A 22,070-nucleotide genomic window follows, 5' to 3' on the forward strand; every position below is an offset into this window, starting at 1 on the left:
CAACCGCAACGCCTTTGCAGACACCCGGACACCCCGCATGCCGCCCCTGCTGAAGATCCGTTCCGAGCGCGGGCAGATGTCGGCCATCGAACGCCGCATCGCCGACTTCATCCTCGACAACGCCCACCTGCTGCGCGATTACTCGTCCCAGCAGCTGGCCAGCGCACTGGGCATCAGCCAGTCCAGCGTGGTGAAGTTCAGCCAGAAGCTCGGCTTCAAGGGCTACCCGGACCTGAAATACTCCGTCGGCCAGGATGTCGCCCGCGCCGGGGCTGACACGCAGCAGGCACCGAGCGAGCCGGACAGCGGCGACGACTACCTGCGCCTGGGCGAGGCCCTGCGTCGCAGCAAGGCGCTGGCCGAAGAGGAAACCCGCCAGGCCAACCCGCGTGCGGAAATCGAGCGCATCGTGCAGCTGCTCGACGACGCCCCGAAGCTGTTCGTGTACGGGCTGGGCGATGACGGCCTGTACGCCCGCGAGTTCGCCATGCGGCTGTCGCTGCTCGGGCTGCTGGTGGTGCCGCATACCGACCCGGTCCTGATGCTGGCCAACCTGTCGGCGGCACGCCCGAACGATGTGCTGCTGGTGTTCTCCGAATTCGGAAGCCTGCCCCAGCTGTCGCAGCTGTCGCGGCAGTTCCAGGACATGGGGGGCAAGGTGATTTCCATCACCCGCCATACCGCCAATCCTCTGCGCGCGCATGCGGATGCGGCACTGGCGGTCTGCGCGCACGACCGCACGCCGCAGGTCGCGCAGCTGCTGTACCGTAGCGCCATGCACGCCCTGCTGGATTTCCTGTTCGTGCTGCTCTGCCACGCCAATCCGGACCGCCAGCAGCAGCTGGCCGTGAACCTGGAGCGGATCGACCACCTGCTGGATTCCTGACCGGAGCGCATGTTGATGAAATCGCTGGCCCGCCTCGCCGCCTTCGCGCTGCTGCTTGCCACAGCGTGGGCCGTCCACGCCGCGCCGCTGGACGGCGCGCGCCAGTTGATCGTGGTCACCAGCGAAGGCTGGGACAGCACCCAGGGCCAACTGCAGGCGTATGTACGCGATGGCAAGGGTTGGCACCCGCATGGGCAACCATTCCCGGTGGCACTGGGCCGCACCGGCAGCGCCTGGGGGCTGGGCCTGCATCCGGCACAGGCCGATGGCCCGCAGAAGCAGGAAGGCGACGGCCGCAGCCCGGCCGGTGTGTTCGCGCTCGGCAGCGCGTTCGGCTACGCCGTCACCCGCCCCGGCACCGCGATGCCGTACCAGCCGATGCTCGACAGCAGCTACTGCATGGACGTGCCCGCCTCACCGTTCTACAACCGCATCGTCGACGCGAAAAAGGTTGGAAAGGCAGCCGTGGAAGGCTCCACCGAGCCGATGCGGCTGGACCTGCACAACAAGGGCGACGTGCGCTACCAGCAGGGCTTCGTGATCGCCCACAACCCGGACAACCAGCCCGGCAAGGGCAGCTGCATCTTCGCCCACCTGTGGCGCCAGCCCGGCGAAGCCACGGCCGGCTGCACCGCCATGCCGCAGGCACGCATGCAGGCGCTGCTGGACTGGCTGCGGCCGCAGGACACGCCGCGCTTCGTGCTGCTGCCGCGCGCCGAGTACCAGCGCCTGCAGGCACAGTGGCAGTTGCCCGCACTGAGCGGAGACGCCCGTTGAGCGCGCAGGACGAACCGCAGCTGCAGCGCGCGGTCAGCCGCTGGCAGATCGTCGGCCTGTCGATCAACGATGTGATCGGCAGCGGCATCTACCTGCTGCCGGCCGCCACCGTCGCCCTGCTCGGGCCCTTCAGCCTGTGGGGCGTGGTCGCCGCCGGCATCGTCGTCGCGCTGCTGGTGCTGTGCTACGCGCAGGCCGCCAGCTACTTCGATGAGCCGGGTGGCAGCTACCTGTATGCGCGCGAGGCGTTCGGCCGTTTCGCCGGTTTCGAGATCGGCTGGATGATCTGGCTGACCCGCATCAGTTCGGCCGCGGCGCTCAGCAATGCGCTGGCCGATGCGGTCGCACGCTTCTGGCCGTGGGCTGGCGCCGGCATGGGTCGCATCGCGGTGATCGTGGTCTCGCTGGGCTTCCTCACCGGGGTCAACATCATCGGCGTGCGCTCGGCCGCACGCACCGGCGTGGTGCTGGTGATCGGCAAGATGCTGCCGCTGCTGCTGTTCGTGGCCATCGGCGCGTTCTACATTGATCCGCAGCTGGCATTCTCCGGCCAGCGCCCGGACCCGCACGACCTGCAGCGCATGGGCGAGGCCGCATTGCTGCTGCTGTACGCCTACGCCGGCTTCGAGAACATCCCGGCCGCGGCCGGCGAGTACCGCAATCCGCGCCGCGACATTCCGTTCGCGCTGATCACCATGATCATCACCGTCACCGTCATCTATGGCGCGGTGCAGGTGGTGGCGCAGGGCACGCTGGCCGGCCTGTCCAGCTCGGCGACACCACTGGCCGATGCCGCCGCCGGATTCGGTGGCGAAGCGCTGGCGCTGATCCTGACCATCGGTGCCACCATCTCCATCCTCGGCACCAACAGCAACACGATGATGATGGGTCCGCGCTTCCTGTTCGCGCTGGCCCGCGATGGCTACGGGCCGAAGATCCTGGCGCAGGTGCATCCGCGCTTCCATACCCCGGCCGCGTCGATCCTGTGCCAGGGCCTGATCGCGCTTGGCCTGGCGTTGTCCGGTTCGTTCGTGCAGCTGGCGCTGCTGTCGATGACCACGCGCCTGTTCGCCTACATCGGTACCGCCGCTGCGGTGCTGGTGCTGGCCAAGCGCTACGCCGACCGTCCGGGTGCATTGAAACTGCCCGGTGGCCCGCTGATTCCGGTACTGGCGCTGCTGCTGTGCCTGGCGCTGTTCGCCAGTGCCAGCTGGCAGAACATCGCCGCCGCGCTGGTTGCCTTCGCCATCGGTGCAGTGATCTACAAACTGCCGCGCAAGGATGCCGACGCCGGGTGAACGATGGCGCGCTCTGACCGGCAGATTGATCTGGCGATCACGCTGCCGGCCCCGGCCGTTAACCCGCCCGCAGGCACGATCAGGCTTCGTCCACAACGGAGCCCTTCCATGACCGAATACCAGATTCCCGGCCGCGTACCGGACGACAGCACGCCGCGCGACGCGGTCAGCAACTTCTGGCGCGAGCGCTACACCGCCGAGCCGTACTACGACGACCAGCTGTTCTTCGAGGATTATGAACCGGCCTACCGCATCGGCCATGCGGCGCGTGCCCAGGACATCATCCGCGCCTACGAGGAAGTAGAAGGCGAGCTGGAATCACGCTGGGCCAGCGAGCGCGGCCGCAGCCGCCTGGAATGGGCACAGGCACGCAGCGCGGTGCGCCGTGGTTGGGAGGAGGCGGTCAACCTCGACCAGCGGCTGGACAAGGGCGTACCGCGCGGTACCTGATCGAACCGCGCCCATGACAGGGCCGCGTCCTGCCCGGCTCTGTCCAGACATGCACCTGTTCAGGACCTTCGGGCCACGACGGTCACTGCTCCAGTGGTATACAAGGGACAGCCCGGCCATCCGCATCCCCGCACTGGAGATACCCATGACCCGCACGCCCCTGCTGCTCGCCCTCGGCCTGGTGCCGATCCTTGCCACCTCGGCCTGCAACGCCGCCGACCCGGCCGCCAGCGGTGCCCAGACCGCTGCACCGGCGACCACCACCGCCGCCGACCAACGCCCGTTCACCGCCACCGAAGTCAGCCGCTTCGACCAACCGTGGGCGATGACCTTCCTGCCCGACGGCAGCCTGCTGGTCACCGAGAAGCGCGGCAAGCTGCAGCATCTGGACCTGGCCAGCGGCCAGAAGCATGAGATCACCGGCGTGCCGAAGGTTGCCTATGGCGGCCAGGGCGGCTTCGGCGACGTGATCCTGCATCCGCAGTTCGCCCGCAACCACGTGATCTACCTCAGCTACGCCGAGGAAGGCACGCTGGATACCCGCGGTGCTGCCGTCGCCCGCGCCACGCTGGCGCTGGACGCCAGCGGCGCCGGCCAGCTGAAGGACCTGAAGGTGATCTGGCGGCAGAGCCCCAAGGTCAGCGGTGAGGGCCACTACGGCCACCGCCTCGCCTTCGGCCCGGACGGCAAGCTGTGGATCAGTTCCAGCGAGCGGCAGAAGTTCGATCCGGCGCAGGACATGAGCGGCAACCTCGGCAAGATCATCCGCCTCAACGACGATGGCAGCCTGCCCGCCGACAATCCGTTCGCCTCGCAGGGGGGCGTCGCCGCACAGGTGTGGTCGCTGGGCCACCGCAACATCCTCGGCATGGCCTTCGATGCCAACGGCAAGCTGTGGGCGCACGAGATGGGCCCGGCCGGCGGCGACGAACTGAACCTGATCGTGCGCGGCGCCAACTACGGCTACCCGATCGTCTCCAATGGCAACCACTACGATGGCCGCCCGATTCCCGACCACGACACCCGTCCGGAATTCGCCGCGCCGAAGGTGACCTGGACGCCGGTGATCTCCCCGGCCGGCTTCGTGATCTACAGCGGCACCCTGTTCCCGCAGTGGAAGGGCAGCGGCTTCATCGGCGGCCTGTCCTCCACCTCGCTGGTGCGCGTGGCCTTCGACGGCGACAGCGCGCGCGAAGCCGAGCGCTTCAACATGGGCGAGCGCATCCGCGAAGTGGAACAGGGCCCGGATGGCGCGCTTTGGCTGCTGGAAGACGGCAGCAAGGCACGCCTGCTGAAGCTCACCCCGAAGACCTGACGCCCGGTAGTGCCGGCCGCTGGCCGGCATCGCCCCTACCCAACGGCCCCGCACGCGGGGCCGTTTGCATTCACTGGATGGTGCCGACCTTCACCTCGGTGCGGGCGCAGGCCTTGTCCAGGCACTCGCCGGTCAGCCAGACCTGGCCATCACCGATCATCACGCCCTGCTGGTTGACGAACACCTTGCCGAAGTCCTGCCCGGACATCGCCTTGACCACCGCCGGCGTGATGATCTTCTCGTAGTTGCGCTGGAACTCGCCCGGCCCGGTGATCTTCTTGCCACCAGCGATGTTCAATGGGAAGCGCACTTCCTCCACCACGGCCGCGCGGTCACCACCGACCACGGCGGTCTTGAACGCGTTGAACACCTTCTCGTATTGCGCGGCATCCCCCAGCACGCTGTCGATGCGGGTGCGTGCATCGCCCTCCTCGGCGGCGGCGGCGGTGGAGTTTTCGCTGGCGTGTTCTGCCGCTGCCTGCGGTGCAGCGGCCGGGTCCGGCGTGGTGCTGGCTGCCGCTTCGGCCGGGGTGGAACCGGTCATCGGCGGCGGCGCATCGGCAGCAGGCTCGGTCGGCGGTGCCGGCTGCGAACAGGCGGCCAGCAGCAGGGCCGGAATCAGGAAAGCGATCTTGCGCATGCGCGAACTCCATCGGATCAAGGCCCCGATGGTAGCGCCGGGCCAGTGATGGCAACAAAAAGGGGACGGAGGGAATTAAGTCGTTTATGGCACAAACGACTTAATTCCCTCCGTCCCCTTTTTCTTCGATCAGCCCTTCAGCAGTTCGAACTGCACCGCTTCGCCAGCGGCCGACGAGGCGCACACCCACACCTCGAACTGGCCCGGCTCGGCACGCAGCACGCCGTCGCGGCCGGTGAAGGCCAGCTGCTCGCGGGTCAGGGTGAACACGACCTCGGCCGACTCGCCCGGCTGCAATGCCACCTTGCGGAAGTCCTTCAGTTCACGCACCGGGCGCACGCGGCTGGCCACGCGGTCGTGGATGTACAGCTGCACCACTTCCTCGCCCGCCACAGCACCGCTGTTGGTCAGCGTGGTGGTGAGGGTCAGGGTCTCGTCCCAGCCCAGCTGGGAGGCACTCAGCTGCGGCACGCCGTAGTCGAACGAGGTGTAGCCGATGCCGTGGCCGAACGGGTACAGCGGCTCGTTCGGAATCTCGCGCCAGCGCGCCTTGAACTCCGACATGGTCGGCAGTTCCGGACGGCCGGTGCGCGGGTGGTTGTAGAAGTACGGCTGCTGGCCGGACACCTGCGGGAAGCTGACCGGCAGGCGGCCGGACGGGCTGTAATCGCCGAACAGCACATCGGCCACGGCATGGCCGGTCTGCGTGCCCAGGTACCAGGTCACCGCCACCGCCTGTGCATTGCGCACCGCACCCTGCAGCGCCAGCGCGCGGCCGTTGCGCAGCAGCACCACCAGCGGCTTGCCGGTCATCGCCACGGCCTCGGCCAGCGCCTGCTGTGCCGGTGGCAGGGTGATCTCCACGCGCGACTGTGCTTCGCCGCTGTAACGCTGCGGCTCGCCCAGCGCCAGCACCACCACATCGGCGCGCAGCGCGGCGGCCACGGCCGCTTCGGTGCCGCCCGGAATCGCGGTTTCCAGTTCGCAGCCCGGCACGATCTCCAGCAACGCCTCGTCGCCGATGGCGGCACGCACGCCGGTTTCCAGGTCCACGTAGCGCTGCTTGTCGCCGAACAGCGTCCAGCAGCCTTCGATGTTCTCGCGGTCCTGCACGAACGGGCCGATCAGCGCGATCTTCTGCCCGCTCTTCTGCAGCGGCAACACGTTGTCGCGGTTGTTCAACAGCACGATCGAACGGCGCGCGGCATCGCGCGACAGTGCGTCATGCGCGGCGAGGTACGACGTATCGGCTTCGCGCGCTGGATCCAGCGAACGGTACGGGTCGTCGAACAGGCCGATGGTTTCCTTCAGCCACAGGATGCGGCGCACGCCTTCATCCAGCACCGCCATCGGCACGTCGCCGCTCTCGACCAGGCCCGGCAGGTGCTCGGCGTAGAAACCGCTCTGCATGCTCAGGTCGAGGCCGGCGGTGAACGCCTTGGCGGTGGCATCGCGGTCATCGGCGGCATAGCCGTGTGCGACCAGCTCCATGTCGGCGGTGTAATCGGAAATCACCACGCCCGGGAACTTCCACTCACCACGCAGGATGTCGGTCAGCAGTTCTGCGTTGGCGCTGGCCGGTACACCGTTGATGTCGTTGAACGACGACATCACGGTAATCGCGCCAGCGTCGAAGGCAGCCTTGAACGGCGGCAGGTGCACATCGCGCAGAGTCTGCGGCGAGATGTCCACCATGTTGTATTCCATGCCGGCCATCACCGCGCCATAGGCGGCGAAATGCTTCGGCGTAGCCAGCAGCGAATCGTCGGCGCGCAGGTCGCTGCCCTGGAAGCCACGCACGCGGGCGGCGGCGAAGGCACAGCCCAGCACCACGTCCTCACCGGCCCCTTCGGCGCCACGGCCCCAGCGCTGGTCGCGGGCGATGTCCACGGCCGGCGCATAGGTCCAGTGCAGGCCGGCGGCAGTCGCCTCGATGGCGGTGGCGCGGGCGGTGCGCTCGGCCAGCTCCGGTTCGAAGCTGGCAGCCTCGCCCAGCGGGATCGGGAACACGGTGCGCATGCCGTGGATGACGTCGGCAGCCAGGATGACCGGAATGCCCAGGCGGCTCTCCTCGGTGGCGACCTGCTGGATGCGGCGGCCCAGCTCGGCGCCGACACCATTGAACAGCGAGCCGACCTTGCCCTCGCGCACCTGCTGCAGCACCTGGTCGGCATTGCGCACGTTGGCTTCCGGGTTCACGTCCGGGGCGAACGGGCGGACCATGTCCGCGAAGACACCCAGCTGGCCGACCTTTTCTTCGACGGTCATCTGGGCAATGAGGGATTCGATGCGATCGGAGGCCACCAGCAGTCCTTGATGAAAACGTTTACAAGCCCGGCATTCTAGCGATCCCGCGCCATTTGGCGAGAGGTTTCGTCGTTCAGTTTCAGGCTCCAGCCGGATCCGTACGGTCCGGCCGGAGGCCTCGCAGCTTACTCCGAGCCGGCCAACTGGCGCTGCCCGGCCATCAACATGGCATCGCTGGAGGCCTGGAACACCCGCAGCCCGAAGGCCGGCAGGATCGCCAGGAGGTGGTCGAAGATGTCCGACTGCACCGCTTCGTACTCGCCCCAGGCGGTGCTGCGGGTGAAGCAGTACAGCTCCAGCGGCAGGCCCTCGGTGGTCGGTTGCAGCTGCCGTACCAGCAGGGTCATGTCGGTATGGATGCCCGGATGGCTGCGCAGGTAGCGCTCCACATAGGCGCGGAACGTGCCCAGGTTGGTCACCCGGCGGCTGTTGACCTCGGCCACGCCCTGTTCGCGCAGGCGCCCGTTCCACTGCCCCAGCTCCTGCGCCTTCTCGTGCAGGTAGTCGCGCAGCAGCGCGAACTCGCCGAGGAAGGCCAGGTCACCCTCGTCCAGGAAGCCGACGCTGTGCTGGTCCAGGTACAGCGCGCGCTTGATGCGGCGGCCACCGGCCTCCTGCATGCCGCGCCAGTTCTTGAACGACTCGGTCACCAGCTTCTTGGTCGGGATGGTGGTGATGGTCTTGTCGAAGTTCTGCACGGTCACGGTGTGCAGCGCGATGTCGATGACGTCACCGTCGGCGTTCTGGCTGGGCATCTCGATCCAGTCGCCGATGCGCACGCGGCCATCGCCGCTGATCTGCACGCTGGCCACCAGCGACAGGATGGTGTCCTGGAAGATCAGCATCAGCACCGCGGTGGCCGCGCCCAGGCCGGTGACCAGATAGCGCAGGTCAACGCCGGCCAGAGTGGCGACGATGGACAGCCCGGCGATCACGAAGATCACGATCTTGGCGACCTGCAGGTAGCCCTTGATCGGCTTGTTGCGTGCCTCGGGGCGGCGCTCGTAAAGGTCGTTGGCCGCATCCAGCGCATGCGATATCGCCAGCACCACGGTCAGGATCGCCCACGCCTGGCAGGCGCCGATGATGAAGCTGACCAGACCCGGCGGCAGGTCCGGTACGATGCGGATGCCCGAGGCGATCACCTGGCTGGGCACCACGTTGGACAGGCGCGAGATCACCCGCATCAGATGGCTGCCACGGCCGGTGTCGGCACCCGGCAGGCGGCTGAGCAGACGCCGCAGCCCGCGCAGCAGGATGCGCTTGGTCACCCAGTTGGCCAGGCCCGCTGCGACCAGCAGCGCCGTGATCATCAACGCCAGGTAGGCGCCGGGATAGGGTTCCAGTGTGTTCTGCAGCTTTTCCAGCCACTGTACCGCCACCACCGCGTCCACCATCGGTTGTCTCCTTGCTTCGTTCTTTGCTGTTGAGGTTGCCGGCCAGCGGCCGGCACTACCAGGTTGCCGGCCGCAGCCGGCGTCGCCGGGTCAGTCCCGCGTGCGTTCGATGATCACGCCCACCGCGCGTGCGCCACGCACCGCACCCGGCTTGCTCAGCTTCAGGCGCAGCCACTTCACGTCGAATTCGTCCAGCACGATCTGCGCACAGCGCTCGGCCAGGGTCTCGACCAGGCCGAACTCCGACTCGCGCACGAACTGCTCCAGGCGCTTGCTGACCGCCTTGTAGTTCAGGGTGTGGGCAATGTCGTCGGTGGCCGCGGGGCGACGGTTGTCGAAGCCCATTTCCAGGTCGAACACCAGGTCCTGGCGGATCCGTCGTTCCCAATCGTAGATACCGATCAGGGCGTCGATCGTCAGCCCCTCGATGAAAACCTTGTCCATTGCGGTTACCAGCCGAATACAGGCAACCATGGTAACGGCACGGCGGTGAGCCTGCCCGGAACGGGCGGTGGGCACTCCGCCCGAGGCGGGCGCGAAAAAAACAAAGGGCCCCGCTAGCGGAGCCCTTTGGTACTACCTTTGTCCCCGGGGGGAACTTTCTCAAGCCGCGAGTCCCGGTGGCGCAGGTGCCCAGACTAGTCAGTCATCAAACGGTGGGTCAAGGCCAATCCCGACAACGCAGACCCTCATGTTCGCCCCGGCCGAAACGCGGGAAACAGGCCACGCACGCAAGGAGGTTTCCTGATGGTGGCCGACTCGATCCCTGGACAACCTGCGTCTTCCCTTCACCACCGCACATCACGATGGCTGCATACGATGCATTGAGGCGCGCGTTGTCAGCGGAGCGGTTGTCGACCTACGAGAGAATCGCATCAACCTGCGGCCCAGACGTCACTGCCGAATCCCTGTATGTGTGGAACATGCGGATGTGCGGCGCGTTGATGATGCCGGTCCACCTGTGCGAAGTGGTCACGCGCAACGCAGCGGCCTCGGCATTGGCCCGACAGCACGGCCCGCGGTGGCCTTGGAACGATGCCTTCAGACGCAGGCTACCTGCCTCTTCATCCACCTCAGCCAGAGCCGCGCTGGAACAGGTCGCCAGCCGCGCAACAGATACACCCGGGATCGTCGCTGACCTGCCGATGGTGTTCTGGCAGCAGCTCTTCACCTGTCGCTTCGACGCCACGCTGTGGATACCGGCGCTCGGGACGGTTCTGCGTCATGCGCCTGCAGCTCATCCAAGCGTGATCAGGAAGGCCATCCATGCAGACATCGGGCGCATCCGCCACCTGCGCAACCGCATCGTGCACCACGAACCGATCCTGGAACGCGACCTCGGTGCCGACCTGGCCGCGATCGGGCGGCTGATCCATGCACGCTGCCCGCATACGCTGGAGTGGCTGCAGCGCCACGAGCGGGCCACGACCGCGCTGGCGGCGTCGCCGTTGGGTGCGCGTGCGTAGCCTCGATCACGCGCAGTCGAGCATGGCTCGACGCTACAGAGCGCGGCGGTCGGGGTTCACACCGCCGGCAACGTCGCCATGTCCCAGCGTGGAGTCACGTCCACCTTCGGCGGGCTGTGCTGGCCGGCCTGCAGGCGCAGCGCGCCGGCGAAGGCGATCATCGCGCCGTTGTCGGTGCACAGTGCCGGGCGCGGGAAGCAGGCGCGGCCGCCGAGGCGCTCGGCCATCTGCTTCAGGCGTGCGCGCAGGCGCGTGTTGGCGCCGACGCCGCCGGCCACCACGATCACGTTGGTCCCCGCCGCTTCCAGCGCGCGCTCGCACTTGATCGACAGGGTCTCGACCACGGCATCTTCAAAGCCACGGGCGATGTCGGCGCGGGTCTGCTCGCTCTGGTCGCTGTCGCGCCAGGCCATCAGGACCTGGGTCTTCAGGCCGGAGAAGCTGAAATCCAGCCCCGGGCGGTCGGTCATCGGCCGTGCGAAGCGGTACGCGCCGGGTGTTCCCTGCTCGGCCAGCCTGGCCAGCTGCGGGCCGCCCGGGTACGGCAGGCCCATCAGCTTGGCGGTCTTGTCGAAGGCCTCGCCAGCTGCGTCGTCCAGGGTCTCGCCCAGCAGGCGGTACTGGCCGATCGCGTCCACCGCCACCAGCTGGGTGTGGCCCCCGGACACCAGCAGGGCCACGAACGGCGCCTGCGGCGGGTCATCCTCCATCAACGGCGCCAGCAGGTGGCCTTCCATATGGTGGACACCCACCGCCGGCACCTCCAGCGCCCAGGCCAGCGAGCGGGCCACGCCCGCACCCACCAGCAGGGCGCCGACCAGGCCGGGGCCAGCGGTGTAGGCCACGCCATCGATGTCGCCCACGCCCAGGCCGGCCTCGGCCAGGGTCTGGCGCACCAGCGGCAGCAGCTTGCGCACGTGGTCACGGCTGGCCAGCTCGGGCACCACACCACCGTATTCGGCGTGCAGGGCGATCTGGCTGTAGACCGCATGGGCGCGCAGGGCCGCGCTGCCGGCCAGGTCGGTGTCATACACCGCCACGCCGGTCTCATCACAGGAAGATTCGATGCCAAGGACTCGCATGCCTGCTATTATGACGCCCCTGCCGCCTCCTCGGGGGACGCGCAGGTCTCACTGCTTTCGAACCTCTGGCCCGTATTCAGGGTTGGCCGCTTGCAGTTTGTCGTTTCGCCGCTATAATGTGCGGCTCGCCGGGCGTGACCCGGTTCTACTGTGTCCCGGAGATTCCATGCCCAGCGTCAAAGTCCGCGAGAACGAGCCCTTCGAGTTTGCTCTTCGCCGCTTCAAGCGCACTTGCGAAAAGGCCGGTGTGCTGGCCGAAACCCGCAAGCGCGAGTTCTACGAAAAGCCGACCCAGGAGCGCAAGCGCAAGGCCGCCGCTGCTGTGAAGCGTCAGCTGCGCCGCTCGTCGCGCGACGTCACCAAGCGTCAGCGCCTGTACTGATCGGACGCATCTTCATTGCGGCGGGCCTGCCTGTCGCGATGGAGCCGAAGCCGGCACGCGCGAGCGTCGCCGGCTTTTTGCGTTTCCGGGTCCGGGCATCCGCCCCGCCCTACCTACCACCACGAGGTTCCTCATGAGCATGAAGCAGCAGCTCACCGAAGACATGAAGGCCGCCATGAAGGCGGGCGAGAAGCACAAGCTGGGCGTGATCCGCCTGATCAACGCCGCCATCAAGCAGCGCGAAGTGGACGAGCGCATCGAGCTGGATGACACCGCCGTGATCGCCGTGCTCGACAAGATGGTCAAGCAGCGCAAGGACTCGGTCAGCCAGTTCGAAGCCGCCAACCGCGAAGACCTGGCCGAGATCGAGCGTGCCGAGATCGTGGTCATCGAAGCCTACCTGCCGGCCAAGATGGGTGAAGCCGAGATCGTGGCCGCCATCCAGGCCGCCATCGCCGAAACCGGTGCCTCCGGCCCGGCCGACATGGGCAAGCTGATGGGCGCGCTGAAGCCCAAGCTCGCCGGCCAGGCCGACATGGGCCTGGTGTCCAAGCTGGTCAAGCAGCAGCTGGCGTAAGCCATTGCCGGGGTCGGATCCCTTTCGCGCTGCGGAAGGGCTCTGACCCCATCGATGCACCCGCTTCACCGCACCTTCGACCCCCGGCTGCTACAACATCCCCATGGTCGAGCCATCGCACTCCCCCGCCGACACGCGTCCCCACGGCATCCCCGCACGGCTTCGCCACTACGCTGATCGCCTGCAGGACAGCTTCCCGATGGCGGTGGCCAAGCGCTTCGTCGAAATCGACGTGCTGACCCAGGCCGCCTCGGTCTCCTTCTACGCCCTGCTGTCGATGGCGCCGCTGCTGGTGCTGCTGCTGTGGCTGACCGCCTCGTTGTACCCGCCCGCGCAACAGACGCTGATCAGCCAGATCGGCTCGGTGGCCGGCAGCAGCGTGGCCAGCGTCGCCGACACCGTGCTGCACAACGCCAACAGCCAGCCCAGCGTCGGATCGCTGGCCGGGCTGTGGAGCACGTTGCTGCTGTTCGTCGGTGCCACCGCCGTGTTCGCCCAGCTGCAGAACGCGCTGAACCGGATCTTCCACACCAGCGGCCAGCGCCTGGAAGGCATCAAGGCCTGGCTGCGCAAGCGCGTGTTCTCGTTCGGCGTGGTACTGGCGCTGGGCTTCCTGCTGATCCTGTCGATGACCGCCACCACCGCGCTGCAGGTGGTGTTCGCGCAGCTGCCCTCGGTACTGCCTGCGATCGGCTACCTGACCTCGTTGCTGCTGTACACGCTGGCCTTCGCCTTCCTCTACCACTACCTGCCGGACCGCCGCGTGGCCTGGCGCCAGGCCTTCATCGGCGGTGCCATCACCTCGGTGCTGTTCACCCTGGGCCGCTATGGCATCGGCGTCTACATCGCTACCGTGGCCCCGGGCAGTGCCTACGGATCGATGGGCGCACTGGTGATCGCGCTGGTCTGGATCTACTACGCCACCGCCGTGTTCTTCGTCGGTGCGCTGATGACCGCGGTGATCGACGAACGCCAGCATGCACGGGCGCAGCTGGCCCGTGCCGGCGCTGAAGGCCAACAGGCCGGTCCCGGCATCGCCAGCGAGTAAACTAGGGGAACCTGCCGCCCCCGCAGCGCGCCCTGGCGGCCGCGCCCCGTTCTGTTGCCCATGGCCCGTATCCCCGACGCTTTCATCGACGACCTGCTGGCCCGCACCGACATCGTCGAGGTGGTGGGCAGCCGCGTGCCGTTGAAGCGCCAGGGCAAGGAGTACGCGGCGCGCTGCCCGTTCCATGACGAGCGCTCGGCCTCGTTCACGGTCTCGCCCACCAAGCAGTTCTATCACTGCTTCGGCTGTGGCGCACACGGCACCGCGATCAGCTTCCTGATGAATTACGACCGCCTCGAGTTCCTCGATGCGGTGGATGAACTGGCCAAGCGCGCCGGCATGGACGTGCCGCGCAACGAGAACCCGCGCAGCCCCCAGCAGCAGGATGACAGCCGCGAGCTGTACTCGGCGCTGGAGGCGGCCACCAGGTTCTTCCAGAGCAACCTGCAGGGCAGCGACAAGGCCCGCAGCTATCTTGATGGCCGTGGCGTGGATGAAGAGAACCGCGCGCGTTTCCAGATCGGCTACGCGCCGGATGGCTACAGCGGCCTGCGCGATGCGCTGGGCAAGGACGAGCGCCGCATGAAGCTGCTCGATCGCGCCGGCCTGTTCTCCAAGAACGACCGCGGCCACGTCTACGACAAGTTCCGCGACCGGGTGATGTTCCCGATCTTCGACCGCCGTGGCCGGGTCATCGCCTTCGGCGGCCGCGTGTTCGAGAAGGACGACGGCCCCAAGTACCTCAACTCCCCCGAGACCGCGCTGTTCCACAAGGGCCGCGAACTGTACGGCCTGTGGCAGGTACGCCAGGCCAACCAGAAGATCGAGCGGCTGATCGTGGTCGAGGGCTACATGGACGTGGTCTCGCTGTTCCAGTTCGGGGTCACCCAGGCGGTGGCAACGCTGGGTACCGCGACCACGCCGGACCATGCCGAACTGCTGTTCCGCAACGCGCCGGACGTGTTCTTCTGCTTCGATGGCGATGCCGCCGGCCGCCGCGCCGGCTGGAAGGCGCTGGAGTCGGTGCTGCCGCGCATGAAGGATGGCCGCCAGGCCTTCTTCCTGTTCCTGCCCGATGGCGAGGACCCGGACACCATCGTGCGCAAGGAAGGCGCCGAGGCGTTCAACGAGCGCCTGAAGCAGGCCACCCCACTGTCACAGTTCTTCTTTGACGAACTCACCCGCGAGATCAACCTGGGCACGCTGGACGGCAAGGCACGCCTGGCCGAGCGGGCAAAGCCGATGCTGGCGCAGATTCCCGATGGCGCCTTCGGCGACCTGATGAAGCAGCAGCTGGCGCAGCTGACCGGCCTCGGCGGCAATGCCGCGTCCGCGCGCGCACCGATGCCGCAGCGCCAGCCGGCGCGCACGATCCAGCCGGTGGCCAGGCGCAGCCTGGTGCGCGGCGCGATCGCCGTGCTGCTGCAGCAACCCTCGCTGGCGCTCACGCTGGGCGGCAAGCATCACTTCCAGGGCCTGCGCCTGCCCGGCGTGGAGCTGCTGCTGGAACTGCTGGGGTTGGTCGAGCAGCGCCCGGACATCAGTACCGGCGCCCTGCTGGAACACTTCGACGGCCGTGAAGAGCAGGCCGCGCTGCATACGCTGGCGGCGCAGACGCTGCCTGGCACTGAAGCCAGCTGGACCCAGGAACTGCACGACGCCGTGGCCCAGCTGGAGAAACAGCTGCTGGTGCAACGTCTGGAGGAGTTGTTGGCAAAGCAGCGCCAGCAGGGTCTGGACGATACTGACAAGTACGAACTGCGCGAGCTGCTGAAGGCCCGCGCCGGACTGCGCCTGTAGCGGCAGATTGCTTTCCCGGAGAGGACCATGCTGCTGCGCCTGACCTGCCTGCTGTTGTTGTCGCTCTGCCTGCCGCTGACGGCCCTGGCCGAAAACGCCCCTCTCAATGAAGTCCGCCCTGGCCTGTATGCCGGCGGCCAGCCCAGCGGCACGCAGCTGCGGGCGTTGGCCGCGCAGGGCGTGCGCACGGTGATCGACCTGCGCCAGCCCGATGAGGACCGCGGCTTCGATGAAGCCGGCATGGCCGAATCGCTGGGCCTGCGCTACGTACGCATTCCCGTGGCCGGGGCCGATGGCCTGGATGCGGCTAACCTGCGCGCCGTGCACCAGGCCCTGGAGCAAAGCGCAGGTCCGGCGCTGCTGCACTGCGCGTCCGGCAACCGCGCCGGTGCCGTGCTCGCCCTGGTCACTGCACGCTACGAACACGCCAGCCCGGAACAGGCCCTGCAGCTCGGGCAACGTGCCGGCCTGACGTCGCTGGAAGCCGCCACCCGCCAACGCCTGGCCGCGCCCGCCGCTTCGCCCTGACTCCTCCGTCCCAAGGACTCTGCCCACCATGACCCGCTGGTGGTCGCGCCTGCGACCTGACAACTTCACTATCGCCCTGCTGTGCACCGTCGGCCTGGCCTCACTGCTGCCGATGAAGGGCGCCGCCGCCATCGTCCTCGACGATGTCACCACCGTCGCCATCGCCGCGCTGTTCTTCCTGCATGGCGCGCGCCTGCCGCGCGAGTCGATCATCGGCGGCATGCTGCACTGGCGGCTGCACCTGACCATCCTGGCCTGCACCTTCATCCTGTTCCCGCTGCTGGGGCTGATGTTCAAGCCGCTGTCCGGCTGGCTGCTGACCCCGGAGCTGTACCTGGGCGTGCTGTTCCTGTGCACCCTGCCCTCCACCGTGCAGTCGTCCATCGCGTTCACTTCGATGGCGCGCGGCAACGTACCCGCAGCGGTGTGCAGTGCTTCGCTGTCGAGCATCCTCGGTGTGTTCCTGACCCCGCTGTTGCTGACCGCACTGGCCGGCACCTCCGGCGGCATCCACGATCCGCTGCATGCCATCGGCGGCATCATGCTGCAGTTGCTGGTGCCGTTCGTGGCCGGCCACCTGCTGCGGCCGTGGATCGCCGGCTGGGTCGAGAGGCAGCGCGCGCTGCTGCGCTACACCGATCAGGCCACGATCCTGCTGGTGGTGTACTCGGCGTTCGGCGAGGCCGTCACCGAGGGCCTGTGGAGCAAGACGCCGCTGCTCTCGCTGCTGGCCGTAGCGGTGGTTGCCGCCGTGCTGCTGGGCATCGCCATGCCGCTGATCACCTTCATCGCCCGCCGCCTGCGCTTCAACCGCGAAGACGAAATCGCCATCGTGTTCTGCGGTTCGAAGAAGAGCCTGGCCACTGGCGTGCCGATCGCCAAGGTGCTGTTCGCCGGCGGCAGCCTCGGTGCCATCGTGCTGCCGGTGATGATCTACCACCAGATCCAGCTGATCGTCTGCGGCGTGATCGCGCAGCGGTATGCCAAGCGCGCGCCCTGACCGGGCGCGCGGGTTGATACTGGAACACGCATCCACGCATGACGCGGATCTATAGTAGATCCACGCCATGCGTGGATGACTCTCGCGGCGCCGCTAATCCACAATATCCGCAGCGATGTCGTGCAGCACTCGCGCGTTGCGCTCCACGTCGCTCCCCCGTTCGCCGGTGGCGATCAAGCTGTAGGTCTTGCTGTCTCCTGTCCAGGCAAGCTCGACGCGGGTACGGCCGGCACTGTCCGCGCTCTTCTTCACGTGCGCGGGCGCGCCTTTCACCGTTGTGTTCTGCGCCTCGGCGATGACCTCGATACGCGTGCCCGCGGCGACGAAGTTGTTCTCGCTGAATTCCACGACGCCGACGCCTTCCAACTGGAAGAAGCGGCTCAGTCCCGAGGACCTGCCTACCTCCAGCGCGCCACTGGGCTCCATCCCTATCAGCTCGGCCGGACCCAGGACGCTGGCTTCCAGGCTGCTGGGGGGCTGCGGCAGGCGCTGGCGCAGTTCCGACGCCGAACGCTGAGTGCGGGGCACGGCCGCCAGCATTTCAGCCTGTGAGGGGATGTTCCCTGCTGCAGCCTGCACGACACCGTTGGATCGTTCGATGTCAGCGCGAAGCTGCTGCTTCACTTCTTCGGGCGCATCCAGGTCTGCCAACTGCACGATCTGGTAGCTGCCAACGCCGGCGGACGACCTACTCATGGCCGAGCCCTCCTGCATTGAAGCTTGCATGGCACGTTGGTGCAGCCAACGTCCTAGCGGATCAGGGGCTGGATCGGTCTGCGATGCTTGGGCTGACATCGACATCCCCAGTGAGATTGCAACTATGCAAAGGCTTTTCATGATGCTCACCACTCCGAAAGTTGGCAATCGACCGCGCTCGTGGACTGCGTAAATACGCGCCCACCTAGCACCCATGTGTGATAACCGTGAACAACCATTCGTTCCGGATCGGTGCCATCGCCTGCGTAAAAGCGCCAGGAGTACAGCCCGTTGTTCGGAGCTCCAAGGATATGCTTCGGTTCGATGTTTCCAAGCGGGATGTGCGTGGTAGCGGCCGATCCCTGGAAATTGCGGAACTGAGGGCGTTCGTAGGTAACGGATTCATTGATGAATCCAATGCAGTTGGCCCGACTCAGTGCCTTCACTTCTGCTGCTGCATTGCCAGCCATGCACGCAAGCGCAGCACATAGAACGATGGGTAGAGAAACATGACATTGCATTGATGGCTCCGCAGAATTGCGATTCAGCTCGCAGGTCCTGTGTACTCACATCTGACCATCCCGCCTTGCGGATCAATCCGCATCTGTGACCTATCACTCGCAGGAACCATGCAACGCGGCAACCCCCTACAACGTGGCAGCCTGGTTACCTGACGAATTGGCGGTGCTGGCAAGCAGAAGCCGACAATGAAACCGCGGGCTTCTGTGGAAGACCCTCCACGCATGGTGTGGATCTACAATGCCGAGCTCATGCTTCGCGGATGGTCACCAGACCGAACCGCTGTCCAGCAATCGCGCCACGCTGAAGCGCGGCAGCCATACCCATAGGTCGTAGCTGCGGTCAGCACCGGTATCCACCCTAAGCGATGCCCCGGTATGGTCCGGCAGCTGACGCGCTTCGCAACGTCCAGGAGCGGCACAGCCCCAGCCCTCCCCGCCACGCGCCTCGATGCGGACGTTGTAGAGGTCCAGGTCCTTCAGCAGTGCCGTCATCGGCGGGTACGCAATCATCTGCGGTTGCCTGCGCATGCCATGCACGTTGCCGGTCAGCACCAGCAGGCGCCCATTCTTCGACAGCGCCGTCGCGTGCGCCCGCACTTCTTCGGCCATCACCCGATCGCGTGCACCGGTGCCGGCCATATCGGCGGGAAGCACACGGTCGAAGCCAAGTACCTGCACATCGCGCCCCTCGCTGCGCAACACGCGTGCCGCCTCTATCAGATCCAGCATGTCCTCGCTGCGACGGCCGTCGTGCATCCGGCTGTGGACGTTCCAGTACGTCGTGCCACGTAATGCAGCGCGCGCTTCAGCTGTGCCGGCAGACGCCATGTAGGTCGCCAGTGCGGCGTTCTCGTGGGTCGGCAACTCCAATGCCAGCCGCACTGCTGCGCCATCGGCCACGTAGGCCTCCACCAACTGGCGCACCAGCAGCGGTGTCTCGCGGGTGCCGTGGAATTCACCCAGCACCAGCAGGCGGTGGTCGCCGGCGTGCTGGCGGATCTGCGCGGCGGTGTCGTCGGCATGCGCACTGAGGGCCATGCCCAGCGCCAGCAGCAGCGCAGCGGTCCAGCGGAAGATCGAATGCATCCCTGCTCGTTCCTTTCCTTGGGGTCAGGAACAGCAATGGCGGCGCAGCAACCGCCGTTCAAGGTGATCCACGCCATGCGTGGATGCTGCCGACCTCAGATCGGGCCTGAGTCGAGCATGGCTCGACTCTACAAAGGGCAGCCCCTCACAGCCAGGGCAGGATCCAGTGGTCCACCAGCAGGAAGGCGAACAGCGCCATCAGGTACACGATGGAGTAATGGAACATCTTCATCGAGAACAACTCGTCCGGCGGGTCCAGCATGCGCCAGGCGTACCAGAGGAATACGGCGTTGAGCACGATCGCGCCGCCCAGGTAGAACGCACCGCTCATGCCCACCAGGTACGGCAGCAGACAGACCAGCGCCAGCACCACCGAGTAGGCCATGATCTGCTTGCGGGTGTGCACCACGCCGTGGGTCACCGGCAGCATCGGGATCTCGGCCTTGGCGTAGTCCTCGCGGCGGAAGATCGCCAGCGCCCAGAAGTGCGGCGGGGTCCAGATGAAGATGATCAGCACCAGCAGCGACGAATACGCCCAGTCCGACGAGCCCTGCATGCCGGTCACCGCCGCCCAGCCCAGCATCGGCGGCATCGCACCGGCCAGGCCACCGATCACGATGTTCTGCGAGGTCGCACGCTTGAGGTACACGGTGTAGATCACCGCGTAGCCGATCAGCGAGGCGAAGGTCAGCACGGCGGTGATCAGGTTCACCCACAGCACCAGGATGGTCATCGACAGCACGATCAGCACGCCGGCAAACACCAGCACCTGCCACGGCTTGACCTTGCCCACCACCAGCGGGCGCCATGAGGTGCGCGCCATCTGCGCATCGATGTGCGCATCCAGCAGCTGGTTGATCGCCGCGGCGGCCGAAGCGGCCAGCCAGATACCGAGGAAGCCGAGCACGCCGGCGCGCACCTGCTCCCAGCTGGGCACGCCGGGGATGGCCAGGACCATGCCGACCAGGGCGGTGAAGACGATCAGGGCGACGACCTTGGGCTTGGTCAGGTCCCAGTACTGGCGGTAATTGGAAAACATGGAATCAGTCCGGGGCACGCAGGCGGGCCAGCAGGCTGACCAGCACGAACAACAGGGCAACGGCCACGCCGTTGTGGGCCACCGCCACTTCCAGCGGCAGCGCCAGCTTTACATTGAGGATGCCGAGGGTGACCTGCAGCACCAGCAGCGCGATCAGCGCGCTGGCCCAGCCACGCATGCTCGGCAACCGGAACAGGCGCACGCCCAGCCACAGCAGGTAGACGGCCACCACCACAGCGAACATGCGGTGCGCCATCTGGATGGCGATGCGCGACGCGCCGTCCAGCACGCCGCCTTCATAGTCCACGCCGATGCCACGCCACAGGGTGAAGCCTTCGACGAAGTTGTGCTGCGGCCACCATTGGTTGGCGCAACGCGGGAAGTTGTCCAGCGAGGCGCTGCCGCCGCCGCATGCAAGTGCGGCATAGTTGGCGCTGACCCAGCCACCCAGTGCGATCTGGGTGACCAGCACGGCCACGCCGATGCGCAGCAGCCACTTCAGCTTCGGCGCTTCGGCCAGGGTGATCGGCATGTGCGTCGCGCGCCAGGCCATCCACACCAGCAGGCCGAACATCAGCATGCCGCCCAGCAGGTGGCCCATCACCACGATGGGCTTGAGCAGCAGGGTTACCGTCCACATGCCCAGCAGGGCCTGGAAGATCACCACCGCCAGGGTCAGCAGTGCAGCGCGCGCCAGGTCGATGTTGCTCCAGCGCAGCGCGGCGATCAGCAGGATCGCCTCGCCGATCAGCGCCAGGATGCTGGCGGTGCCATGCCAGCCCATCATGTACAGCGGTATGCCGGCGGCCACCAGTACGCAGGCGGTCACCACCGCCGTGCTTCCGAAGCGGCGCTTGCGCGTGGCCAGCAGGGCCAGGGTCAGGATCTCGATGCCCAGCGCACCGGCCAGGAAGCGATGCACCTGTTCACGCCAGGCCTTGTGGGTCTCCAGCGGGCGGATCTCCGCCGCCGGGTGGCCGATGGTCTCTTCCACGTGCTGCGGCCAGGTGGCCTGCCCGTAGCAGGTCGGCCAGTCCGGGCAGCTCAGGCCGGCATCGGACAGGCGAACGAAGGCGCCGAACATGATCGTGCTCGCGGTCATGATCATGGCGAACCACGCCAGGCGGTGGAAATTGCGGTGCAGCGCCGGACGCGCGGAAAGGCTCATCAAACGGGACTCACTTCAGTTTCAGCAACGTGGCCATGTCCTTGCGCAGGCCACCGAGGTCGGAACCCGGGGCATGGCGCATGATCACGAAGCCGTTCGGATCGATCACGTAGACCGGCAGTCCCGCCGGATCATCAACGCCCGGCAACGCCGCGCGCAGGGCTGGCGACGGAGCCAGCGGCCGCAGCGCGGGCAGCGAGGCGATCGACGCCGGTGGCGTACCCAGCCACAGGATCTCGACATTATCGGCGTTATGGCCGAACAGCTGCCACACCTTGCCCAGTCCCTGCGACAAAGTGACGCACTGTGCATCGCAGGCGCCGGCCGGGGCCACCAGCAGGCGCCAGGTACGGGCCTCGGGATTCCATGGGTAAGGCTGGCCGCTGGCCAGGGTCGGCGCCTGCTGGCGCAGGTCCACCGGCGGCTTCAGCAGCTGGCCGGCGTTGCGGTGCCCGGTTGGCTGCCAGCCCGAGAAGCGCAGCACGGCGGCCAGCGCCGCCGCCCCGAAGAACACGGCAAACAGCAGCACCAGGGTCCGGCGGCCGGAGCCGCGCGCCTGCGGGGACGTAGCAGTGTTCATGCGGGGCATTTTCTCACGGTTGGGAAA

22 protein-coding genes are annotated in these 22,070 nt (G+C 67.1%); 12 read left to right on the forward strand and 10 right to left on the reverse strand.

The features are described 5' to 3' along the window. Positions 1 to 37 precede the first annotated feature (37 nt). The 5 genes from N7590_RS17805 to N7590_RS17825 all read left to right on the forward strand — a co-directional run bounded on the left by N7590_RS17805 (position 38) and on the right by N7590_RS17825 (position 4,726). Positions 38 to 886, forward strand: coding sequence for a MurR/RpiR family transcriptional regulator (locus tag N7590_RS17805; protein WP_164242635.1), 849 nt, complete (start codon positions 38 to 40; stop codon positions 884 to 886). 15 nt (positions 887 to 901) lie between these two features. After that, positions 902 to 1,663: a L,D-transpeptidase family protein gene (locus N7590_RS17810; RefSeq protein ID WP_164242636.1), complete on the forward strand. Its 762-nt coding sequence runs from the start codon at positions 902 to 904 to the stop codon at positions 1,661 to 1,663. Then, the gene (locus tag N7590_RS17815; RefSeq protein ID WP_049444533.1) at positions 1,660 to 2,961 is read left to right on the forward strand and encodes an amino acid permease; all 1,302 of its coding nucleotides are present in this window, start codon (positions 1,660 to 1,662) and stop codon (positions 2,959 to 2,961) included. The genes N7590_RS17810 and N7590_RS17815 overlap by 4 nt, the downstream gene beginning before the upstream one ends. 108 nt (positions 2,962 to 3,069) lie before the next feature. Then, positions 3,070 to 3,411 carry a hypothetical protein gene (locus N7590_RS17820; RefSeq protein WP_053448598.1) on the forward strand — a complete coding sequence of 114 codons (342 nt, stop codon included), beginning with the start codon at positions 3,070 to 3,072 and terminating at the stop codon, positions 3,409 to 3,411. A gap of 145 nt (positions 3,412 to 3,556) precedes the next feature. Beyond that, the gene (locus N7590_RS17825) at positions 3,557 to 4,726 is read left to right on the forward strand and encodes a PQQ-dependent sugar dehydrogenase (protein WP_164242637.1); all 1,170 of its coding nucleotides are present in this window, start codon (positions 3,557 to 3,559) and stop codon (positions 4,724 to 4,726) included. Positions 4,727 to 4,796: 70 nt separating this feature from the next. On the opposite strand, the gene N7590_RS17830 is transcribed toward N7590_RS17825, so the two are convergent. From N7590_RS17830 to folB, 4 genes are all read right to left on the reverse strand, one after another. After that, entirely contained in the window at positions 4,797 to 5,366 is a 570-nt protein-coding gene (locus N7590_RS17830; RefSeq protein ID WP_164242638.1) for a hypothetical protein, read from the reverse strand. Between the two features lie 129 nt (positions 5,367 to 5,495). Further along, positions 5,496 to 7,670 (reverse strand): glycoside hydrolase family 3 N-terminal domain-containing protein, encoded by a 2,175-nt coding sequence (locus N7590_RS17835; RefSeq protein ID WP_164242639.1) that lies wholly within the window; start codon positions 7,668 to 7,670, stop codon positions 5,496 to 5,498. Between the two features lie 128 nt (positions 7,671 to 7,798). Further along, positions 7,799 to 9,070, reverse strand: a complete 1,272-nt coding sequence (locus tag N7590_RS17840) for a mechanosensitive ion channel domain-containing protein (RefSeq protein WP_053448594.1) — start codon at positions 9,068 to 9,070, stop codon at positions 7,799 to 7,801. A 90-nt stretch (positions 9,071 to 9,160) separates the two neighbouring features. Continuing rightward, the gene (gene folB / locus N7590_RS17845; protein WP_005407807.1) at positions 9,161 to 9,514 is read right to left on the reverse strand and encodes a dihydroneopterin aldolase; all 354 of its coding nucleotides are present in this window, start codon (positions 9,512 to 9,514) and stop codon (positions 9,161 to 9,163) included. A gap of 362 nt (positions 9,515 to 9,876) precedes the next feature. Here folB and N7590_RS17850 point away from each other — a divergent pair, with 362 nt between their 5' ends. Then, positions 9,877 to 10,536, forward strand: a complete 660-nt coding sequence (locus N7590_RS17850; RefSeq protein ID WP_053510523.1) for a hypothetical protein — start codon at positions 9,877 to 9,879, stop codon at positions 10,534 to 10,536. Positions 10,537 to 10,592: 56 nt separating this feature from the next. Here the strand turns inward: N7590_RS17850 and tsaD are convergent, their stop codons facing one another. Continuing rightward, on the reverse strand, positions 10,593 to 11,618 hold the full coding sequence (tsaD, locus tag N7590_RS17855; RefSeq protein WP_133936387.1) for a tRNA (adenosine(37)-N6)-threonylcarbamoyltransferase complex transferase subunit TsaD: 1,026 nt from the start codon (positions 11,616 to 11,618) through the stop codon (positions 10,593 to 10,595). A 166-nt stretch (positions 11,619 to 11,784) separates the two neighbouring features. On the opposite strand from tsaD, the gene rpsU reads away from it, so the two are divergent. The 6 genes from rpsU (at position 11,785) to N7590_RS17885 (ending at position 16,953) form a co-directional block, all read left to right on the forward strand. After that, positions 11,785 to 12,000 carry a 30S ribosomal protein S21 gene (rpsU, locus tag N7590_RS17860; RefSeq protein ID WP_002808376.1) on the forward strand — a complete coding sequence of 72 codons (216 nt, stop codon included), beginning with the start codon at positions 11,785 to 11,787 and terminating at the stop codon, positions 11,998 to 12,000. 133 nt (positions 12,001 to 12,133) lie between these two features. Next, the gene (locus tag N7590_RS17865) at positions 12,134 to 12,577 is read left to right on the forward strand and encodes a GatB/YqeY domain-containing protein (RefSeq protein ID WP_004153909.1); all 444 of its coding nucleotides are present in this window, start codon (positions 12,134 to 12,136) and stop codon (positions 12,575 to 12,577) included. Between the two features lie 103 nt (positions 12,578 to 12,680). Continuing rightward, a complete protein-coding gene (locus N7590_RS17870) occupies positions 12,681 to 13,625 on the forward strand; it encodes a YihY/virulence factor BrkB family protein (protein ID WP_049457757.1) in 945 nt (314 codons plus the stop codon). A 60-nt stretch (positions 13,626 to 13,685) separates the two neighbouring features. Further along, on the forward strand, positions 13,686 to 15,425 hold the full coding sequence (gene dnaG / locus N7590_RS17875) for a DNA primase (RefSeq protein ID WP_053510526.1): 1,740 nt from the start codon (positions 13,686 to 13,688) through the stop codon (positions 15,423 to 15,425). Positions 15,426 to 15,452: 27 nt separating this feature from the next. Beyond that, positions 15,453 to 15,953, forward strand: a complete 501-nt coding sequence (locus N7590_RS17880; protein WP_053510528.1) for a protein tyrosine phosphatase family protein — start codon at positions 15,453 to 15,455, stop codon at positions 15,951 to 15,953. A 28-nt stretch (positions 15,954 to 15,981) separates the two neighbouring features. Then, entirely contained in the window at positions 15,982 to 16,953 is a 972-nt protein-coding gene (locus N7590_RS17885; protein WP_053510529.1) for a bile acid:sodium symporter family protein, read from the forward strand. Between the two features lie 93 nt (positions 16,954 to 17,046). Here N7590_RS17885 and N7590_RS17890 read toward each other — a convergent pair whose 3' ends face one another. From N7590_RS17890 to N7590_RS17910, 5 genes are all read right to left on the reverse strand, one after another. After that, a complete protein-coding gene (locus N7590_RS17890; RefSeq protein WP_164242640.1) occupies positions 17,047 to 17,649 on the reverse strand; it encodes a hypothetical protein in 603 nt (200 codons plus the stop codon). Between the two features lie 785 nt (positions 17,650 to 18,434). Further along, positions 18,435 to 19,256, reverse strand: coding sequence for a calcium-binding protein (locus N7590_RS17895; protein WP_279935769.1), 822 nt, complete (start codon positions 19,254 to 19,256; stop codon positions 18,435 to 18,437). 145 nt (positions 19,257 to 19,401) lie between these two features. After that, positions 19,402 to 20,295, reverse strand: a complete 894-nt coding sequence (cyoE, locus tag N7590_RS17900) for a heme o synthase (RefSeq protein WP_164242642.1) — start codon at positions 20,293 to 20,295, stop codon at positions 19,402 to 19,404. Between the two features lie 4 nt (positions 20,296 to 20,299). Next, on the reverse strand, positions 20,300 to 21,463 hold the full coding sequence (locus tag N7590_RS17905; RefSeq protein WP_004153902.1) for a COX15/CtaA family protein: 1,164 nt from the start codon (positions 21,461 to 21,463) through the stop codon (positions 20,300 to 20,302). A gap of 10 nt (positions 21,464 to 21,473) precedes the next feature. Continuing rightward, on the reverse strand, positions 21,474 to 22,043 hold the full coding sequence (locus N7590_RS17910) for a hypothetical protein (protein WP_279935770.1): 570 nt from the start codon (positions 22,041 to 22,043) through the stop codon (positions 21,474 to 21,476). Between the last annotated feature and the right edge of the window lie 27 nt (positions 22,044 to 22,070).

The organism is Stenotrophomonas sp. GD04024 (genome assembly GCF_029837545.1).
Classification (GTDB): Bacteria; Pseudomonadota; Gammaproteobacteria; order Xanthomonadales; family Xanthomonadaceae; genus Stenotrophomonas; species Stenotrophomonas forensis.

What these genes read in the sequence shown, in the direction of transcription:
- N7590_RS17810 (WP_164242636.1), top strand. Translation starts at nt 902, where the DNA reads ATGAAATCGCTGGCCCGCCTCGCCGCCTTCGCGCTGCTGCTTGCCACA.
- rpsU (WP_002808376.1), top strand. Translation starts at nt 11,785, where the DNA reads ATGCCCAGCGTCAAAGTCCGCGAGAACGAGCCCTTCGAGTTTGCTCTT.
- N7590_RS17880 (WP_053510528.1), top strand. Translation starts at nt 15,453, where the DNA reads ATGCTGCTGCGCCTGACCTGCCTGCTGTTGTTGTCGCTCTGCCTGCCG.
- cyoE (WP_164242642.1), bottom strand. Translation starts at nt 20,295, where the DNA reads ATGTTTTCCAATTACCGCCAGTACTGGGACCTGACCAAGCCCAAGGTC.
- N7590_RS17830 (WP_164242638.1), bottom strand. Translation starts at nt 5,366, where the DNA reads ATGCGCAAGATCGCTTTCCTGATTCCGGCCCTGCTGCTGGCCGCCTGT.
- N7590_RS17820 (WP_053448598.1), top strand. Translation starts at nt 3,070, where the DNA reads ATGACCGAATACCAGATTCCCGGCCGCGTACCGGACGACAGCACGCCG.
- N7590_RS17805 (WP_164242635.1), top strand. Translation starts at nt 38, where the DNA reads ATGCCGCCCCTGCTGAAGATCCGTTCCGAGCGCGGGCAGATGTCGGCC.
- folB (WP_005407807.1), bottom strand. Translation starts at nt 9,514, where the DNA reads ATGGACAAGGTTTTCATCGAGGGGCTGACGATCGACGCCCTGATCGGT.
- N7590_RS17885 (WP_053510529.1), top strand. Translation starts at nt 15,982, where the DNA reads ATGACCCGCTGGTGGTCGCGCCTGCGACCTGACAACTTCACTATCGCC.
- N7590_RS17910 (WP_279935770.1), bottom strand. Translation starts at nt 22,043, where the DNA reads ATGAACACTGCTACGTCCCCGCAGGCGCGCGGCTCCGGCCGCCGGACC.
- N7590_RS17890 (WP_164242640.1), bottom strand. Translation starts at nt 17,649, where the DNA reads ATGAGTAGGTCGTCCGCCGGCGTTGGCAGCTACCAGATCGTGCAGTTG.
- N7590_RS17850 (WP_053510523.1), top strand. Translation starts at nt 9,877, where the DNA reads ATGGCTGCATACGATGCATTGAGGCGCGCGTTGTCAGCGGAGCGGTTG.
- N7590_RS17865 (WP_004153909.1), top strand. Translation starts at nt 12,134, where the DNA reads ATGAGCATGAAGCAGCAGCTCACCGAAGACATGAAGGCCGCCATGAAG.
- N7590_RS17870 (WP_049457757.1), top strand. Translation starts at nt 12,681, where the DNA reads ATGGTCGAGCCATCGCACTCCCCCGCCGACACGCGTCCCCACGGCATC.
- N7590_RS17840 (WP_053448594.1), bottom strand. Translation starts at nt 9,070, where the DNA reads ATGGTGGACGCGGTGGTGGCGGTACAGTGGCTGGAAAAGCTGCAGAAC.
- N7590_RS17825 (WP_164242637.1), top strand. Translation starts at nt 3,557, where the DNA reads ATGACCCGCACGCCCCTGCTGCTCGCCCTCGGCCTGGTGCCGATCCTT.
- N7590_RS17905 (WP_004153902.1), bottom strand. Translation starts at nt 21,463, where the DNA reads ATGAGCCTTTCCGCGCGTCCGGCGCTGCACCGCAATTTCCACCGCCTG.
- N7590_RS17895 (WP_279935769.1), bottom strand. Translation starts at nt 19,256, where the DNA reads ATGCATTCGATCTTCCGCTGGACCGCTGCGCTGCTGCTGGCGCTGGGC.
- tsaD (WP_133936387.1), bottom strand. Translation starts at nt 11,618, where the DNA reads ATGCGAGTCCTTGGCATCGAATCTTCCTGTGATGAGACCGGCGTGGCG.
- dnaG (WP_053510526.1), top strand. Translation starts at nt 13,686, where the DNA reads ATGGCCCGTATCCCCGACGCTTTCATCGACGACCTGCTGGCCCGCACC.